Genomic DNA, 17,021 nt, shown 5'->3' with positions numbered 1-17,021 from the left:
GGACGCTGCCGCGGGGGCCGTCAGTCCTCGCCGTACCGGGGATCCACCGTTTCCGGCGTGAGGCCCAGCAGCTCCGCGACCTGTTCCACGACCACCTCGTGCACCAGCGCGGCCCGCTCGTCGCGGCCCTTGGTGCGGATCTCCACCGGGCGGCGATAGATGACCACCCGCGCCCGGCGTCCCTCGCGGGCGGCGATCGTGCCGCCCAGGGGGACCGCCTCGTCGTTCCAGGTGCGGCCGGGGCCGTCGAGACGCGGGACCTCCAGGACCAGGAAATCGATGTCGGTCAGCTGGGGCCAGCGGCGTTCGAGGCGTTCCACCGAGTCCTGGACCAGGTCGGCGAAGGCGTCGGCGCGGCTGGCCGCGAGCGGGACCTGCGGCGGTGCGATCGGGCCGCGCATGCCCCGACCGTGGCGATCACGACGGCGGGGGCCGGGGCCGGCGGCACGGGGCGGTACAGGGGTGTCCATCACTGATGAAGGGTAGTCCTCACGGCCGGTGCGTGTCCGATCGCCGTGGGCTGGTGGGAGCGATCTCGGCCCGCCCGCACGCCATGTCGATAGATGACCATTCCAGCCAAGCTTGGGCTCGTTTCCGCATCTCTCCGAGACCGTCGACGTCACGGCAATTGTTGGGTTTTGTGGTATGTGGTGACCGATTCTGAAAATGTCCAGGATCTAGGTAAGCGGCTTTTGTGCAGGTCAGGAGGGTGGGACGGAAGAGGCGCGCGGGAAGCTTCACAACACGACACGGTGGAGTGACCCGGGGGAGAGTCGTCGCGGCCCGCTCAAGAGTGCGGTACCGTCCAACGTCGTGAGCCCTGTACGTCGCTGTTCGCGCACCGCTTGCGGCCGTCCCGCCGTAGCGACGCTGACGTACGTCTACGCCGACTCGACCGCGGTCCTCGGCCCGCTCGCCACCTACGCCGAACCCCACTGCTACGACCTGTGCGCCGAGCACTCCGAGCGCCTGACCGCCCCTCGAGGGTGGGAGGTCGTACGGCTGCTGGACAGTTCGGCTCCGGCCCGCCCCAGCGGGGACGACCTGGAAGCGCTTGCCAACGCCGTGCGCGAGGCGGCCCGTCCGCAGGAGCGGGCGGCCGGGGGCGGCGGACGTGCCGCCGATCCGATGGAGGTCGCGCGGCGGGGCCATCTGCGGGTGCTTCGGTCGCCCGACAACTGACGTTTGGTGACGTTGGTTTTTCTGTGGTTCTTGTGTGCTCGATTCATTGAGTGATGCACAAGCATTGACGTCTGGTTGTCGCGGACACGACCATTCCGTATGCCGGAACGAGAAATCGCTTTCCGCATGGCGGAATCCGGGGAGGCGCCCGTGTACGTCCAGGAACTGGAACCCGTCGCAGGCTCGCTGGGCCTGTCCGCCCTCGTCGCGGCCTTACCGCTGGTGATCGTCCTCGTCCTGCTGGGCGGGGTCCGGATGAAGGCGCACCTGGCGGGCCTCACGGGGCTGTTGGCCGCCGTGCTGGTCGCCTGGCTCGCGTACGGCATGCCGCTCGGGCAGACACTCTCCAGCGGCGCCCAGGGGGCCGTCTTCGGGCTCTTCCCCATCCTGTGGATCGTCGTCAACGCCCTGTGGGTGTACCGGATGACCGTCCGGACGCGGCACTTCGACATCCTTCGCCGGTCGTTCGGCCGGCTGTCGGACGACCCGCGCATCCAGGCGCTCGTCGTCGCCTTCTGTTTCGGGGCGCTATTGGAGGCGCTCGCCGGGTTCGGGGCGCCTGTCGCGATCTGCTCGGTCATGCTCGTCGCGCTGGGCTTCGAGCCCGTGCGGGCGGCGGTCGTCGCGCTGGTCGCCAACACCGCCCCCGTGGCCTTCGGGGCGATGGGAACGCCGGTGGTGACGCTGGCTCAGGTCACCGGGCTGCCCTTGGACGACGTGGCCTCCGTGGTGGGCCGCCAGACACCCCTGCTGGCCCTGGTCGTGCCGCTGGTGCTGGTCGGGCTCGTGGACGGGCGACGCGGGCTGCGGGAGACCTGGGTGCCCGCTCTGGCGTGCGGAGTCGCCTTCGCCGTCGCCCAGTTCGCCGCCTCCAACTACGTCTCCGCGCAACTCGCCGACATCGGCGCCGCCTTGGCCGGTGCGGGCGCCCTGGTCGCCGTACCGCACGCGCGCGTGCCCGCCGACGAGGCGGTACGCGCGTCCGTGCTGACCGGCGCGCGCAGTGAGGAGTTGGACGAGGACGACCCGCGCGGGGAGGTCGTACGGGCCTATGCGCCGTACGCGTTGATCGTCGTGATCTTCTCCGTCGCGCAGATCGCCGTCATCAAGGACTGGCTGGCCGAGGCGACCCAGACCTACGACTGGCCCTTCCTCGATGTCGTCGGCCCGGACGGCGAGCCGGTCGGCGGCAATGTGTTCAGCTGGCCGATCGTGTCCACCGGAGGCACGCTCGTACTGCTCGCCGGGGTGTGCACGGCGGTCGTGCTCGGAGTTAACGCGCGCGTGGCCGTCAGGGAGTGGGCCGCCACCGTGCACGAGTTGAGGTTCGCCATCCTGACCGTGACGTCCGTGCTGGCGCTGGCGTACGTCATGAATCTCTCCGGACAGGCCGCCACCATCGGCTACTTCGTGGCCGCGGCGGGTGCCGGGCTCGCCTTCCTGTCGCCGGTGCTGGGCTGGTTCGGGGTGGCCGTCTCCGGCTCGGACACATCCGCCAACGCGCTGTTCGGCGCTCTGCAGGTGACGGCGGCGCGGGAGTCGGGGCTGTCTCCGGAACTCCTGGCCGCCGCCAACAGTTCAGGTGGTGTGCTCGGCAAGATGATCTCGCCGCAGAACCTCACCATCGCGTGCGCGGCCGTGGGGCTGGCGGGCCGGGAGGGGGATCTGCTGCGTCGGGTGCTGCCGTGGAGTCTCGGGCTGCTGCTGGTGATGTGTCTGATCGTGGTCGGACAGAGTTCACCGGTGCTCGGTTGGATGCTGCCCTGACTCCTGCGCTGACCTCCTGGTTACGGCTCGGGGTCCACTCACCGGGCACTCGGCGCGGTGTCGGTCCGGCCGGGTAGCTTGGGGTCACCGACAGGACTTTCAGGAGGGTTGGCCGTGGCTGCTGATCTGTCACAGCTCGTGAAGGCGTACGACGTGCGCGGTGTCGTCCCGGACCAGTGGGACGAGTCACTGGCCGAGCTCTTCGGAGCCGCCTTCATCCAGGTGACGGGGGCGAGCGCGATCGTGATCGGTCACGACATGCGCCCCTCTTCGCCCGGTCTGTCCCGCGCGTTCGCGCGCGGGGCCGCGGCCCAGGGCGTCGACGTCACCGAAATCGGCCTGTGCTCCACCGACCAGCTGTACTACGCCTCGGGTGCCCTGGACCTGCCGGGCGCGATGTTCACGGCCTCGCACAACCCGGCCCAGTACAACGGCATCAAGATGTGCCGCGCGGGCGCCGCCCCGGTCGGCCAGGACACCGGGCTCGCCGAGATCCGCGAACTGGTCGAGGGCTGGACCGAGTCGGGCGCCCCGGCACCGGCCGCGCGGCCGGGCACGATCAGCCGGCGCGACACGTTGGAGGACTACGCGGCCCACCTCCGCTCCCTCGTCGACCTGACCTCCATCCGCCCCCTGAAGGTCGTCGTCGACGCGGGCAACGGCATGGGCGGTCACACCGTGCCGACCGTGTTCGGCGGCCTCCCGCTGGACGTCGTCCCGATGTACTTCGAGCTGGACGGCACGTTTCCGAACCACGAGGCCAACCCCCTGGACCCGGCGAACATCGTGGACCTCCAGAAGCGGGTCCGCGAGGAGTCCGCCGACCTCGGCATCGCCTTCGACGGAGACGCCGACCGCTGCTTCGTCGTCGACGAGCGCGGCGAGCCGGTCTCCCCGTCCGCCATCACCGCCCTGGTGGCCTCGCGCGAGCTCGCCAGGCACGGCGGCAAGGGCATGATCATCCACAATCTGATCACCTCGTGGTCGGTCCCGGAGGTCGTCGAGGAGAACGGCGGCACACCGGTCCGCACCCGCGTCGGCCACTCCTTCATCAAGGCCGAGATGGCCAGGTCCGGCGCGATCTTCGGCGGCGAACACTCCGCCCACTACTACTTCAAGGACTTCTGGAACGCCGACACGGGCATGCTGGCCGCCCTGCACGTCCTCGCGGCACTCGGCGGCCAGGAGGGCCCCCTCTCCGGCCTCGTCGCCCAGTACGACCGCTATGCCGGCTCCGGCGAGATCAACTCCACCGTCGCCGACCAGACGGACCGCCTCGCCGCGATCAAGGCGGCGTACGAGGGCCGGGAAGACGTGGAGCTGGACGAACTCGACGGCCTGACGGTGACCGCCACCGACTGGTGGTTCAACGTCCGCCCGTCCAACACGGAGCCGCTGCTGAGACTGAACGCGGAGGCGCGGGATGAGATGACGATGGCGAAGGTGCGGGACGCGGCGCTGGCGATCATCAGGGGGTGAGGTGGGGCCGTCCCCAGCTCACCTCCAGGCGCCGGCCTTCACCTCTCAGCGCCGGTCCAGGCAGTGTCAGCCCGTCCGGCGGTCGAGGTTCAGTCCGTGCCGTCCCCAACCCCCACCCACCCGCTGGGGCGCGTCCGCTTTCCAGGCGCCGGTCCGCACCATCCAGCCCGTCCGGCGTTTGAGGACGAGGCCCGTTCAGGGCCGACAGCGGGGGTCTGGGGGCGGCAGCCCCCAGAAGCACCCGGGGGCGAAGGGGCAGAGCCCCTGGAGGACGGGACGGGTAGGGGCGGCGGGGGCGAAACCAACCCGACCACCGCCCACCGCACCGACCCCGCCCAACCCCAGCACCCCGCCCCCACCGGCGGTACCCTGACCAGGCACATCCGCACAGACGCACGTACCACCCACCCCCACCCCCAGAAGGGACCCGCCATGCCGCTGGAAGCCGGCCTCCTGGAGATCCTCGCCTGCCCGGCCTGCCACGCCCCGCTCAAGGAGCAGGACGCCGAGCTGCTCTGCACCGGCCAGGACTGCGGCCTGGCGTACCCCGTCCGGGACGGCATCCCCGTCCTCCTCATCGACGAGGCCCGCCGCCCCGCGTAAAGCGACAGGCGCGACGGCCCCGGCGCAACAGACGTACGCACACAAGCGCACGCACGAGCACCGCCGACCACACAACTGCACACCGCAACCGCGCCCCACCAAGACGCGCCCAGCAAAACCGCGCCCAACAGGACCGCACCCCACCCCCCAAAGGCGCACCGGCCCATCAAGGCCCCAACCCACCCCGGCGATCGGAGGCTGCCGCCCATGCTCGACGAATCGCTGCTGGACACGCCGGAGGCGCTCGCCGAGGCCGACCGCCGTGCCCTGCTCCGAGGCGCGGCCGAAGCAGGCGCCCGCGTCCGCACCGCCGCCCGGCTCGCCGCCGAGGCCGGCATCAACGACCTCAAGCCGGACGGCCGCCCCCGAGCCATCCTCCTCGCGGGCCCCGGCGCCGCCGCCATCTGCGTGGCCGACCTCCTCAGCACGCTCGCCGGCGCCACCAGCCCCGTCACCCGGCTGGCCCCGGCCGGAGTCGCCCCCGCCGCGGGCGCCCTGCGCTGGGAGCTGCCCGGCTGGGCCGGCTCCGTGGACCTGCTGCTGATCACCACCCCCGACGGCGCGGAGCCCGGCCTGACCCTGCTCGCCGAGCAGGCGTACCGCCGCGGCTGCACGGTCGTCGCCGTGGCCCCCGCCCGCACCCCGCTCGCCGAAGCGGTGCACGGCAACCACGGCCTGTTCGTACCGATGGCGACCGCCCCGTACGAGCACGCCGAACCCCTCGCGGCCTCCGCCCCCGGAGTGCTGTGGGCGCTGCTCACCCCGCTCCTGGCGCTCCTCGACCGCACCGGCCTGCTCACCGCCCCGCCCGACGCCGTCGAGAAGGTCGCCGACCGCCTCGACCACATCGCCGAGCGCTGCGGCCCCGCCATCGCGACCTACAGCAACCCCGCCAAGACCCTTGCCGCCGAACTCGCCGACGCGCTCCCGCTGATCTGGACCGAGGGCGTCTCCGCCGGTCCGGCCGGCCGCCGTTTCGCCGCCGCGGTCGCCGAACTCTCCGGCCACCCGGTCCTGGTCGCCGAACTGCCCGAGGCACTCGCCTCGCACAGCGCCATGCTCGCGGGCCGGCTCGCGGGCAGCGCCGACCCCGACGACTTCTTCCGCGACCGCGTGGAGGAGACACCGGCCCTGCACGCGCGCGTGGTGCTGCTGCGCGACCGCCCGATCGGCGGTCTCACCGCCGCGCCCGCGGCCCGCGACCTCGCTCTCAGCCATGACACACCGATCAGCGAACTGGAGCCGGAGCCCGGCGACGAGCTCGAGACCCTCGCGGAACTGATCGCCATCACCGATTTCGCCGCCGTTTACCTGGCGCTCGCCTCGGGGGCCTGATCTATCTCTGGACGCGCTGACGGTCGTACGCCCGAGGAACGGGCAGTCGTACGCAAGGCGAACTCGCGTCCTACGCAACGAGACCGCGCCCCCGTACAGAGAGCAGGCAGAAACCCGCATGGACCGCCTCGACAACACCATCCGCCCCTACGCCTGGGGCTCCACCACCGCGATCCCGAAGCTCCTCGGCGTCGAGCCGACCGGCGAACCGCAGGCGGAGATGTGGATGGGCGCGCACCCCGGCGCACCGTCGCTCACCGAGCGCGGCACACTCGTCGAGGCGATCGAGGCCGACCCGGAGCGCGAGCTGGGCGCGGCGGCCGTGGCCAAGTTCGGCCCCCACCTGCCCTTCCTGCTCAAGATCCTCGCCGCCGGCGCCCCGCTCTCCCTCCAGGTGCACCCCAACCTGGAGCAGGCGAAGGAGGGTTACGCGGACGAGGAGCGCCGCCACATCCCCGTGGACGCGGGCCACCGCAACTACAAGGACGCCAACCACAAGCCCGAACTGATCTGCGCGCTCACCGAGTTCGAGGGCCTGTGCGGCTTCCGCGCCCCCGTGGAGGCCGCCGACGCGCTGGACGGCCTGGGTGTCGACTCCCTCAAGCCGTACGTCGACCTGCTGCACGCCCATCCCGAGGAAGCGGCCCTGCGCGAGGTGCTCACCGCGATCCTCAGCGCCGACCCGGACGAGATGGCGCACACCGTCACCGAAGCCGCGGCAGCCTGCTCCCGCCTCGGCGGCGCGTACACCCCGTACGCCGACATCGCCCACCACTTCCCCGGCGACCCCGGCGTCATCGCGGCCATGCTCCTCAACTACGTCCGTCTGCAGCCCGGCGAGGCACTGTTCCTCGGCGCCGGCATCCCGCACGCCTACCTCAGCGGCCTCGGCGTCGAGATCATGGCGAACTCCGACAACGTCCTGCGCTGCGGTCTGACCCCCAAGCACGTCGACGTCCCCGAACTCCTGCGCGTCGTCCGCTTCGAGGCGGGCGACGCGGGCGTGCTGCGCCCGGAGGCCGCCCCGGACGGCGAGGAGGTCTACGAGACCCCGATCGACGAGTTCCGGCTCTCCCGGTACGTCCTTCCGGAGGGCACCACCGCCCACGACCTCACGCGCGCGACCCCGCAGATCCTGCTCTGCACGGCGGGTTCGGTCCGCGTCGGCGAACACGAGCTGACGCCGGGTCGCTCGGTCTTCGTAGCAGCGGGCGAAAAGGCCGAAGTGTCCGGTGCCGGTACGGTCTTCCGGGCCACGGTCGTCGCCTGACCGAGGGCATCGGACGACCCGGCACACCGTTGTCGGACCGGGCTGCAACAATGGCCCATCGGCAAAGGACGGGCAAAGCCGACCGGGGGCCGCGCGCTCCCTCGGCGACGCCCTGGACGGCGTACGTACGAAGGCGAAGGGACAACGCGACACATGAGCGCGTCAGGCGGTACCAAGGCGATCGTGGCGGCACTCGCCGCCAACCTCGCGATCGCGGCATCGAAGTTCGTGGCGTTCGCGTTCAGCGGTTCGTCGTCGATGCTCGCCGAGGGCGTGCACTCGCTCGCGGACTCCGGCAACCAGGCACTGCTCCTGGTCGGCGGCAAGAAGGCGCAGCGCGAGGCGACCCCGCAGCACCCCTTCGGCTACGGCCGCGAACGCTACATCTACGCCTTCCTCGTCTCGATCATCCTGTTCTCCGTCGGTGGCATGTTCGCCCTCTACGAGGGCTACGAGAAGATCAAGCACCCGCACGAGATCGAGCACTGGTACTGGCCGGTCGGCGTCCTCGTCTTCGCGATCATCGCCGAGTCCTTCTCCTTCCGGACGGCCATCAAGGAGTCCAACGTCCTGCGGGGCAGGAAGTCCTGGAAGGAGTTCGTCCGCCACGCCAAGGCCCCCGAGCTGCCCGTCGTCCTCCTGGAGGACCTCGGCGCGCTGGTCGGTCTGGTCCTCGCCCTGGGCGGCGTCGGCCTGGCCCTGCTCACCGGCGACGGCGTCTGGGACGGCATCGGCACGGTCTGCATCGGCATCCTGCTCGTCCTGATCGCGGTCGTGCTGGCCATCGAGACCAAGTCGCTGCTGCTCGGCGAGTCCGCGGGCGTCGAGGACGTCCAGAAGATCGAGGCCGCCATCGTCGACGGCGACGTCGTCACCCGCATCATCCACATGCGCACGCTCCACCTCGGCCCGGAGGAGCTCCTGGTCGCCGCCAAGATCGCCGTCCAGCACGACGACACGGCCGGCGAGGTCGCCTCCGCGATCAACGCCGCCGAGGCCCGCATCCGCGAGGCCGTCCCGATCGCCCGCGTCATCTACCTCGAGCCCGACATCTACAGCGAGACCGAGGCGGCCAAGGGCGCCGACCGCGAGGCGACGCCCGGCGGCCCGGCACAGCACGGCACCGACCACTGACGGTTCGTACGACAGCTTCCCGTACGGCACTTGTCCGTACGGCGACGGAGCCCGCCGAGTCGATCGGCGGGCCCCGTCGCTCGTTCCCGAGCGCCGGTCCCGTCAGAAGTGCTCGGGCCACAGCGTCAGCCGCGCCGCCGGCCGCCGTCGTACGTTCCGTGCCGCGACCCCGAGGACGAGCCCGGCGAGCGCGAGAAGAAACCCGAGCAGCGTGGCCACCGCGAGCAGCACGGGCATCGCATAGCTGTCGGTCACCCGGCCGACGACCGCCCCTACGGGCACCGTCCCGCCGTGGTCCGCGGCGAAGGAACGGGAGTCGCGGGAGTTCAGCCGGTTGTCGCCGAGCACGAACAGCCGGCCTTCGGGCACCGTCACGTCGTACGGAGGCATGCCGTTGGCGATGCCGCCCTTCACATACGGCTCGCTGAGCGGCCTGCCGTTGACGGTGATCCGCTCCCGCGCCGTTCCCGTGCCCACGCAGCAGACGATGCGGTCGCCGCCCACGCCGATGACGCGCTGCATGACGGGCGGCCCGTCGTAGTAGCGCTCCGGCGCGGAGTACAGCACCACATCGCCCCTGCCCACCTGGTCCGCGTCGACGCGCTCGGCGACGATCCGGTCGCCGACGGCGTACGTGGGCGTCATGCTCTCGCTCGCCACGGCGGACAGCGCATAGCCCGTCCGCAGCCACAGCACGGACCCGACCACGAGCGCGAGCCCCACGAGGCCCACCACCCACGCCGTGACCTGGAGTCTTCGCGCCTCCTCCATCAGTACTCCCTCCCCGGGCGGAACTTCCGCAGCGGCAGAGGGTAGCGGCTGTCGCCGAACCGTCCGCGCGGGCCCACGCCATGACGGCCGTGAGCCCGCGCCACGGTCACTGGATCTCGCTGAGCACCCTCAGCACCGCGCGTTCGTCACCGGCGGCCAGCAGCCGCTCCCGGAACGCCGCATCCATCAACTTCCGCGACAGCAGCGCCAGAATCCGCAGATGCTCATCGCCCGCGGCCGCCTCCGGTACGGCGATCATGAACACCAGCCTCGCCTTCGTACCGTCCAGCGAGCCCCACTCGACGCCCTCGACGGACCGCGCGAAACCCACGACCGGCGCCATCACCGCATCCGTCTTGGCATGCGGAATCGCGATCTCCTCACCGAGTCCGGTCGTCCCCTGTGCCTCCCGCCGCAGCGCGGTCGCCACCAGCTCGTCCAGGTCCGCGACCCGGCCGGTCCGAGCCAGCAGCTCCGCCATCTCCCGGATCGCGGCCTCCTTGTCGTCGGCTTCGAGGCGGACCTTGACGGTCCGGTCGGTGAGGTGACCGGACAGGACCTCGGTGGGCGCGTCGTCGGGGTCGGACATTTCGGCCTGCTGGGGTACCGCCGCTTCCTCCGCTACGACTGTGGCGCTGCTCGCGGCACCAGCGGCCGTCGCCGGCGCACGTACCGACGCCTGCTCTACGACCGCACCGCCACCGCCACCGGGCACTCCGACCAGCGCGGGCTCAGGCCCAGCCGCACCCGCACCGACGCCCGCCTCCCCGCGCCGCGTGCGCTCACCCAGGTCGACGAGGGCCACCGTCGTCAGCGCGGTGACGACCGAGCCGATCACCACGGCCACGAAGAACAGGGGCACGCCGCTCACCGCACCCAGCACGGCCACGATCGGCCCGCCGTGCGGCACCGCGTCCTCGACGCCGGCGACCCCGGCGATCGCACCGGCGACCGCGCCGCCCAGCATGTTGGCGGGGATGACCTGCGCGGGCCGAGCCGCGGCGAACGGGATCGCGCCCTCGGAGATGCCGAAGCAGCCCATGAACAGCGCGGCGAGCCCGGTCTCCCGCTCCTGCTCGGTGTACAGCCGCTTGCGTATCAGCGTGGCCAGGCCCTGACCGAGCGGCATGACCGGGATCGCGGCCGCGCACATGCCCATGACCGTCTGGTTGCCGGTCGCGATGAGCCCGGCGCCGAACAGGAACGCCGTCTTGTTGACCGGCCCGCCCATGTCGAACGCGATCATGAGCCCGAGAATCGCGCCGAGCAGGATCGCGCTCGTGCCGGTCATCCCGCTGAGCCAGTCGGTCAGGTTCTCGAACACCCAGGAGATCGGCTTGCCGATGACGTAGATGAAGAACATCCCGAGCGCCGTGGTCGCCACGATCGGGATCACGATGATCGGCATGATCGGCTGCGCGAACTTCGGGACCTTGACCTTCTTGATCCACAACACCAGATACCCGGCGAGGAACCCGGTCACGATCGCCCCGATGAACCCGGCGCCCGCCTTGGAGTCGTACAGCTCACCGGTGTTGGCGATCCAGCCACCGATCATGCCGGGCACGAGGGCGGGCCGATCGCCGATGGCGTACGCGATGTAACCGGACAGGATCGGCACCATCAGCGTGAAGCCGATGACACCGATGTTGTTCACGTCCATCCAGAAGGAGTCCTTCGGGATGACCAGACCGCCCGACGGGTCCGTGTGCCCGCCGAGCGAGAGCGAGATCGCGATCAGCAGCCCGCCGACCACGACGAACGGGATCATGTAGCTGACCCCGTTCATCAGCGCCTTGTACCCGACGCTCCGCTCCCTGCCACCGCCGGACGCGGGGGCCGTGGGGGCGCCCCCTCCCGTGTGCACGGGCGCCGACAGCACCCGCTCGATCAGCTGCTCGGGGTGGCGAATGCCCTCGGCCACCCCGACGGTGAGAACCCGCTTACCGGCGAAACGGCTCAGGTCCACGTCCTTGTCCGCGGCGATGATGACGCCGTCGGCGTGGTTGACATCGTTGTCATCGAGAACGTTTTCAGCCCCGATGGACCCTTGGGTCTCCACCTTCATGTCGATGCCACGGCTCTCGGCGGCCTGCGCGAGCTTCTCAGCCGCCATGTACGTGTGGGCGATGCCGGTCGGGCAAGCGGTGACCGCGAGCAGCCTCAACCGCTTCTGCTCGCCGCCGCCGCTGCCCGTGGGGGGAGGGCCGGCCGGATTGGTCACGTCGATCTCCTAACGCCTTTGTCATGCGGATACGCCGTCCCGGACGACCCGCAAGATCGATCAGATGTTCCGATCTCGAGGCATCCTGCCCCACCTCACCGCAAGCTCAAAGGGGCAAGGCTTCCGGAACGTCCCGGTCTGCCGACACCTGTGAACTCTTCGTTGGTGTCCTGTTATCGCTCCCGCACCCGACCGTCACCTGCCCTGCCGCCGACGTCCGGGCGGCCCCTCTTCCCACCCACCCTCGGACCCCTTGATGGCTCGATCTGTTCGGAGGCGGACTGGGGACGGCCGGGCCTCCCGGTGTAGCTTGGGACAGAGCCAGACGTCGCTGCTGATGGCGGTCGGGCGGTCCCGACAAGGACCGGCCGAGGGAGAGAGGGCCTCCGACGGACTGCGCTGCGTGTACGCGGGCATGCCTGTGTCCTCTTCGGGCACCCTGTGTCCGCCGCCGCGCAGACCAGCCGTACCCACCCTCGCCCCAACCCCGAGGAGCAGCTCGTAATGACGACTGTCGAGAACCGACAGGACTTCAAGGTCGCCGACCTCTCCCTGGCCGCGTTCGGCCGCAAGGAGATCACCCTCGCCGAGCACGAGATGCCCGGCCTGATGGCGATCCGCAAGGAGTACGCCGAGGCGCAGCCCCTGGCCGGCGCCCGCGTCACCGGCTCCCTGCACATGACCGTGCAGACCGCCGTCCTCATCGAGACCCTGGTCGCCCTGGGCGCCGAGGTCCGCTGGGCGTCCTGCAACATCTTCTCCACCCAGGACCACGCCGCCGCCGCGATCGCCGTCGGCCCGAACGGCACGCCCGAGAACCCGCAGGGCATCCCGGTCTTCGCCTGGAAGGGCGAGACCCTGGAGGAGTACTGGTGGTGCACGGAGCAGGCCCTGACCTGGCCGAACACCCCCACCGGCGGCCCGAACATGATCCTGGACGACGGCGGTGACGCCACCCTCCTCGTCCACAAGGGCGTCGAGTACGAAAAGGACGGCAAGGTCCCGGACGTCGACACCGCCGAGTCCGACGAGCACCGCGTCATCCTCGAACTCCTGCACCGCACCATCACGGACGGCTCGCAGAAGTGGACCCAGCTGGCGTCCGAGATCCGCGGCGTCACCGAGGAGACCACCACCGGTGTCCACCGCCTGTACGAGATGCAGCGCGACGGCGACCTCCTCTTCCCCGCGATCAACGTGAACGACGCCGTCACCAAGTCGAAGTTCGACAACAAGTACGGCTGCCGCCACTCCCTCGTCGACGGCATCAACCGCGCCACCGACGTCCTGATCGGCGGCAAGACCGCGGTCATCTGCGGCTACGGCGACGTGGGCAAGGGCTGCGCGGAGTCCCTGCGCGGACAGGGCGCCCGCGTGATCATCACCGAGATCGACCCGATCTGTGCCCTGCAGGCGGCGATGGACGGCTACCAGGTCACGACCCTCGACGAGGTCGTCGACAAGGCCGACATCTTCATCACCACGACCGGCAACAAGGACATCATCATGGCCTCGGACATGGCCAAGATGAAGCACCAGGCGATCGTCGGCAACATCGGCCACTTCGACAACGAGATCGACATGGCCGGCCTCGCAAAGGTCCCGGGCGTCGTCAAGGACGAGGTCAAGCCGCAGGTCCACACCTGGACCTTCCCGGACGGCAAGGTGCTCATCGTGCTGTCCGAGGGCCGCCTGCTGAACCTGGGCAACGCGACCGGTCACCCGTCCTTCGTGATGTCCAATTCCTTCGCCGACCAGACGCTGGCGCAGATCGAGCTGTTCACCAAGCCGGACGCCTACCCGACCGGTGTGTACACGCTGCCCAAGCACCTGGACGAGAAGGTCGCCCGCCTCCACCTGGACTCGCTCGGCGTGAAGCTGACGACGCTCCGCCCCGAGCAGGCCGCGTACATCGGCGTCGAGGTCGACGGCCCGTACAAGTCGGACCACTACCGCTACTGAGCCGAGCGGCAGTTCCTCCGAGGCAGGCCCCCGCACCCCCGTGCCGGGGGCCTGCCCCTTTGGCCCGCTTGGCCCTTCGGCCAGGCAGCTTCATCGGCCCGCGTGGCCGGTCCAGTCCGTCCGTCAAACCCCAGGACCCCGATGCCCCGCGGCCGTTATTCGCTCCATGATCCGCACGATCACACCCCCCTCGCAGAAGAACACTTCCACTGCGCCCCCGGCCCCTCCGGCTGGCGTTATGTCGCCCAGCTGACCACCCCGGCGGGCGATCACAGCGGCTCCGTCGATCTGGCCCTCGACGAACTCGGCCGCCCCATCCGTCTCGAACTCCACGCCGGTGGCTGGCAGGTCCGAGGCGCCGCCCTCGACGGCGTCACCTGGGTCCGTACCGACCCCACCGGGGTTCACGCCACGGAAGGCAATGTGCGCGCCCATGCCTTCACCGGAACATCCCCCGCGTTCCTCATCGCCACCGCTCGTCTCCTTCGCCTCACCCTCTCCGCCTCGGCAACCCGTGTGCGCCTCGTGGCCTTCACGGATCCGGTCCTCGCCCCACGCACCGTGGACCAGTCCTGGGCCTTGGTGAACAGCCAAACACACGCCACTGACAACGGCTCTCTGACCGTGGACGAATACCAGGTCACAGCCCTGGACACGGGCGAGCAGCACGCCGTACACATCGCCGGCGACGTAGTCCTGGCGGCACCGGGCATCGAGCTGGAGGACCTGGAATCGCCGCCCTCGCCGCCGGCTTGAGCGGTGGCTAGGCCGGCGGGACGAAGCCGGTGGAGGGTCGGTCGGCGGGTGGCGCGTCCTGGGGGGCGGGAGACGCCGCGCCGTAGGTGAAAGGCGAGGGCGGAGGCATCGCAGCCGGGGGCGGCATGACCGTGGGCGACGTGACCGGTGGACCGTACGTGCCGGGTGCACCAGCCGCCGCACCCGGCCCGCCCGCCACCTCGACGCCGACAGGCGCCCTGCCCGCAGCCGACCCGTTGCCGAATGCGCGCCGCGCCTCCCTCGCCTGCCGCTCCTGAAGAACCGCGGCCAGATACGCGGCAGGCGGCACACCCTGCGGGGCCGGAGCGCCCGTACGCGTTGCGAGATCCGTAGCAAGCCGCTCCGCCATGCTCCAGGCGACCTGCGGGTCGAGCTGCTGCATCCGCGTCAGGTACTGGCGAACGGCGAGCCACAGACCATCGGGAACCGCCGACAGATCGAGCCCCGAGAACCGCCCGGCCAACCACGGCGGAGGCGGCGGCACGAACCCCACCCGGGTCAGGGGCACCCGTTCCCGGACCACGAGAGTCCCGGCGAACACATCACCCAGCCGCCGCCCGCGCGCGGACACCAGTGAAGCGATGACGGCGACGACGCCGAGCGTCATCAGAATCTCGATCACGCCTATGAGGCCCCGCACCAGTGCGTGCCGGAAGCGAATCGGTCCACCGTCGTCGCGCACCACCCGCAGCCCGCACGCCAGCTTCCCGAGCGAACGCCCATGGCTGAGCGTCTCGACCGCGATCGGCCCGCCGACCAGCAGCAACACGAACATCGCGATCGACAGCGCGGTCTGCGCCGCCTCGTCCAACGAAGCGGTGGCAGCGACCACGCCAATGGTCACGACGAGGTAGGCGACCAAGGCCACGGCCAGATCGAGCAGCACGGCAAGTGCCCTGCTGGGCAGCTTCGCAGGGCGCAATTCCAACGCCACCGCCTCGCCCGTCACCAGCTCACTCACGCCGACCGTCCTTCCCCTGATCTGCCCCTGAAATGGCCAGTCTGCCAAGCTGAGGGCGCATCGCGCCGCAGTACGACAAGCTGACACCTACGACGAGTCGCCGACGAACAGCCGAGGAGCAGGAAACCAGATGGACCTCGACGTCTTCGTCACCGCCCACCGAGCCGAGTGGGACCGCCTCGACGCCCTCCTCGGGCGCCAGCGCCGCCTCACCGGCACCGAGGCCGACGAACTCGTCGCCCTCTACCAGCGCACCGCCACCCACCTGTCCCTGATCCAGTCCAGCGCACCCGACCCCCAGCTGACCGGCCGGCTCAGCCAGCTGGTGGCACGCGCGCGTAGTGCGGTCGCAGGCACGCGACGCGCCTCCTGGCGCGATGTCACCCGCTTCCTGGCCCACGGTTTCCCCGCCGCGGTCTACCGGTCGCGCCACTGGTGGGTACCCACAGCGCTCCTGTCGACCCTTGTCGCGGCCCTCCTGGGCTGGTGGATAGGCACCCATCCCGAAGTCCAGGCCACCATCGCGGCCCCGAGCGAACTACACGAGCTCACCCGCCCCGGCGGCCAGTACGAGACGTACTACTCCAGCCACCCCGCAGCCTCCTTCGCGGCCCAGGTCTGGACGAACAACGCATGGGCCGCCGCCCTCTGCCTGATCCTCGGAGTCTTCCTCGGGCTTCCGGTGCTCTGGATCCTCTTCCAGAACATGCTGAACCTAGGTGTCGGCATCGGCCTGATGTCATCGGCAGGCCGCCTGGACACCTTCCTCGGCCTGGTCCTGCCGCACGGCCTCCTCGAACTGACCGCAGTCTTCGTCGCCGCCGGCACCGGCCTGCGCCTCGGCTGGACCCTCATCGACCCAGGCCCACGCACCCGGCGTTCAGCCCTCGCCGAGGAAGGCCGAGCCGCCATAGGCATGGCGATAGGCCTGGCCCTGGTCCTCTTCGTCTCCGGCGCCATAGAAGGCTTCGTCACCCCGTCGGGCCTGCCCACCTGGGCACGCATCACGATCGGCGTAATCGCTGAACTGGCCTTTCTTGCATACGTCTATGTCCTCGGCGGCCGTGCCGCGCGCGCCGGTGACACAGGTGACCTCGAGGCGGCCGAGCGCAGCGCGACCGTTCCGACCGCGGCCTGATGTGCGGGCACGCCTGCTGAGCTGCTAGTGTCCTCTTCGCCCCACAAGAGCCGTTGACACGGAGCGAGCGGGGAGGTAGATTCGAACAGTTGCCTGGAAGTGGATGTAGTCCAGCCGGGCCGAGTTAGAATCTATCTGCTTCAGCGGAACATTGATTCCCGAGAAGCTTCTCCCGATGAATCGGAAATGAGTGGCCGGTCAGTCCGGTCTGAAACTTCTGATAAAGTCGGAACCGCCGGAAAGGGAAACGCGAGAGCGGGAACCTGGAAAGCACCGAGGAAATCGGATCGGGAAACGGTCTGATAGAGTCGGAAACGCAAGACCGAAGGGAAGCGCCCGGAGGAAAGCCCGAGAGGGTGAGTACAAAGGAAGCGTCCGTTCCTTGAGAACTCAACAGCGTGCCAAAAATCAACGCCAG

Annotated in this window: 14 protein-coding genes; 10 read left to right on the top strand and 4 right to left on the bottom strand. The window is 70.2% G+C overall.

Annotated features, from left to right (window positions below; genetic code table 11):
- Positions 1-20: 20 nt before the first annotated feature.
- A complete protein-coding gene (locus ACFQ6S_RS23510; protein ID WP_383414499.1) occupies positions 21-470 on the bottom strand; it encodes a metallopeptidase family protein in 450 nt (149 codons plus the stop codon).
- A gap of 343 nt (positions 471-813) precedes the next feature.
- Here ACFQ6S_RS23510 and ACFQ6S_RS23505 point away from each other — a divergent pair, with 343 nt between their 5' ends.
- From ACFQ6S_RS23505 to ACFQ6S_RS23475, 7 genes are all read left to right on the top strand, one after another.
- Positions 814-1,182 (top strand): DUF3499 domain-containing protein, encoded by a 369-nt coding sequence (locus tag ACFQ6S_RS23505; RefSeq protein WP_383413049.1) that lies wholly within the window; start codon positions 814-816, stop codon positions 1,180-1,182.
- Between the two features lie 150 nt (positions 1,183-1,332).
- Positions 1,333-2,949 (top strand): L-lactate permease, encoded by a 1,617-nt coding sequence (locus ACFQ6S_RS23500; RefSeq protein ID WP_383414497.1) that lies wholly within the window; start codon positions 1,333-1,335, stop codon positions 2,947-2,949.
- 114 nt (positions 2,950-3,063) lie between these two features.
- A complete protein-coding gene (locus ACFQ6S_RS23495; RefSeq protein WP_383413047.1) occupies positions 3,064-4,428 on the top strand; it encodes a phosphomannomutase/phosphoglucomutase in 1,365 nt (454 codons plus the stop codon).
- A 432-nt stretch (positions 4,429-4,860) separates the two neighbouring features.
- On the top strand, positions 4,861-5,031 hold the full coding sequence (locus tag ACFQ6S_RS23490; RefSeq protein ID WP_383413044.1) for a Trm112 family protein: 171 nt from the start codon (positions 4,861-4,863) through the stop codon (positions 5,029-5,031).
- A 207-nt stretch (positions 5,032-5,238) separates the two neighbouring features.
- Positions 5,239-6,366: an SIS domain-containing protein gene (locus ACFQ6S_RS23485; RefSeq protein WP_383413041.1), complete on the top strand. Its 1,128-nt coding sequence runs from the start codon at positions 5,239-5,241 to the stop codon at positions 6,364-6,366.
- Between the two features lie 118 nt (positions 6,367-6,484).
- Positions 6,485-7,636, top strand: a complete 1,152-nt coding sequence (gene manA / locus ACFQ6S_RS23480) for a mannose-6-phosphate isomerase, class I (protein ID WP_383413038.1) — start codon at positions 6,485-6,487, stop codon at positions 7,634-7,636.
- A 153-nt stretch (positions 7,637-7,789) separates the two neighbouring features.
- Complete coding sequence (locus tag ACFQ6S_RS23475) at positions 7,790-8,770, top strand: cation diffusion facilitator family transporter (protein ID WP_383413035.1); 981 nt, start codon at positions 7,790-7,792, stop codon at positions 8,768-8,770.
- A gap of 102 nt (positions 8,771-8,872) precedes the next feature.
- Here the strand turns inward: ACFQ6S_RS23475 and lepB are convergent, their stop codons facing one another.
- Both lepB and ACFQ6S_RS23465 read right to left on the bottom strand, forming a co-directional pair.
- Entirely contained in the window at positions 8,873-9,541 is a 669-nt protein-coding gene (lepB, locus tag ACFQ6S_RS23470) for a signal peptidase I (protein ID WP_383413033.1), read from the bottom strand.
- Between the two features lie 106 nt (positions 9,542-9,647).
- Complete coding sequence (locus ACFQ6S_RS23465) at positions 9,648-11,765, bottom strand: fructose-specific PTS transporter subunit EIIC (protein ID WP_383413030.1); 2,118 nt, start codon at positions 11,763-11,765, stop codon at positions 9,648-9,650.
- 504 nt (positions 11,766-12,269) lie between these two features.
- Between ACFQ6S_RS23465 and ahcY the strand changes: the two genes are divergently transcribed.
- Both ahcY and ACFQ6S_RS23455 read left to right on the top strand, forming a co-directional pair.
- Positions 12,270-13,727, top strand: coding sequence for an adenosylhomocysteinase (gene ahcY / locus ACFQ6S_RS23460; protein ID WP_383413027.1), 1,458 nt, complete (start codon positions 12,270-12,272; stop codon positions 13,725-13,727).
- Positions 13,728-13,868: 141 nt separating this feature from the next.
- Complete coding sequence (locus ACFQ6S_RS23455; protein WP_383413024.1) at positions 13,869-14,483, top strand: hypothetical protein; 615 nt, start codon at positions 13,869-13,871, stop codon at positions 14,481-14,483.
- Between the two features lie 7 nt (positions 14,484-14,490).
- On the opposite strand, the gene ACFQ6S_RS23450 is transcribed toward ACFQ6S_RS23455, so the two are convergent.
- Positions 14,491-15,465, bottom strand: a complete 975-nt coding sequence (locus tag ACFQ6S_RS23450; protein ID WP_383413021.1) for an RDD family protein — start codon at positions 15,463-15,465, stop codon at positions 14,491-14,493.
- 130 nt (positions 15,466-15,595) lie between these two features.
- Between ACFQ6S_RS23450 and ACFQ6S_RS23445 the strand changes: the two genes are divergently transcribed.
- Entirely contained in the window at positions 15,596-16,603 is a 1,008-nt protein-coding gene (locus ACFQ6S_RS23445; RefSeq protein WP_383413018.1) for a stage II sporulation protein M, read from the top strand.
- The last annotated feature ends 418 nt before the right edge of the window (positions 16,604-17,021 follow it).

Origin of the sequence: Streptomyces sp. NPDC056479, from assembly GCF_042795335.1 — a bacterium.
GTDB lineage: Bacteria > Actinomycetota > Actinomycetes > Streptomycetales > Streptomycetaceae > Streptomyces.
Note: the sequence above shows the minus strand (reverse complement) of the source record. Positions and strands in the feature narration are given on the sequence as shown.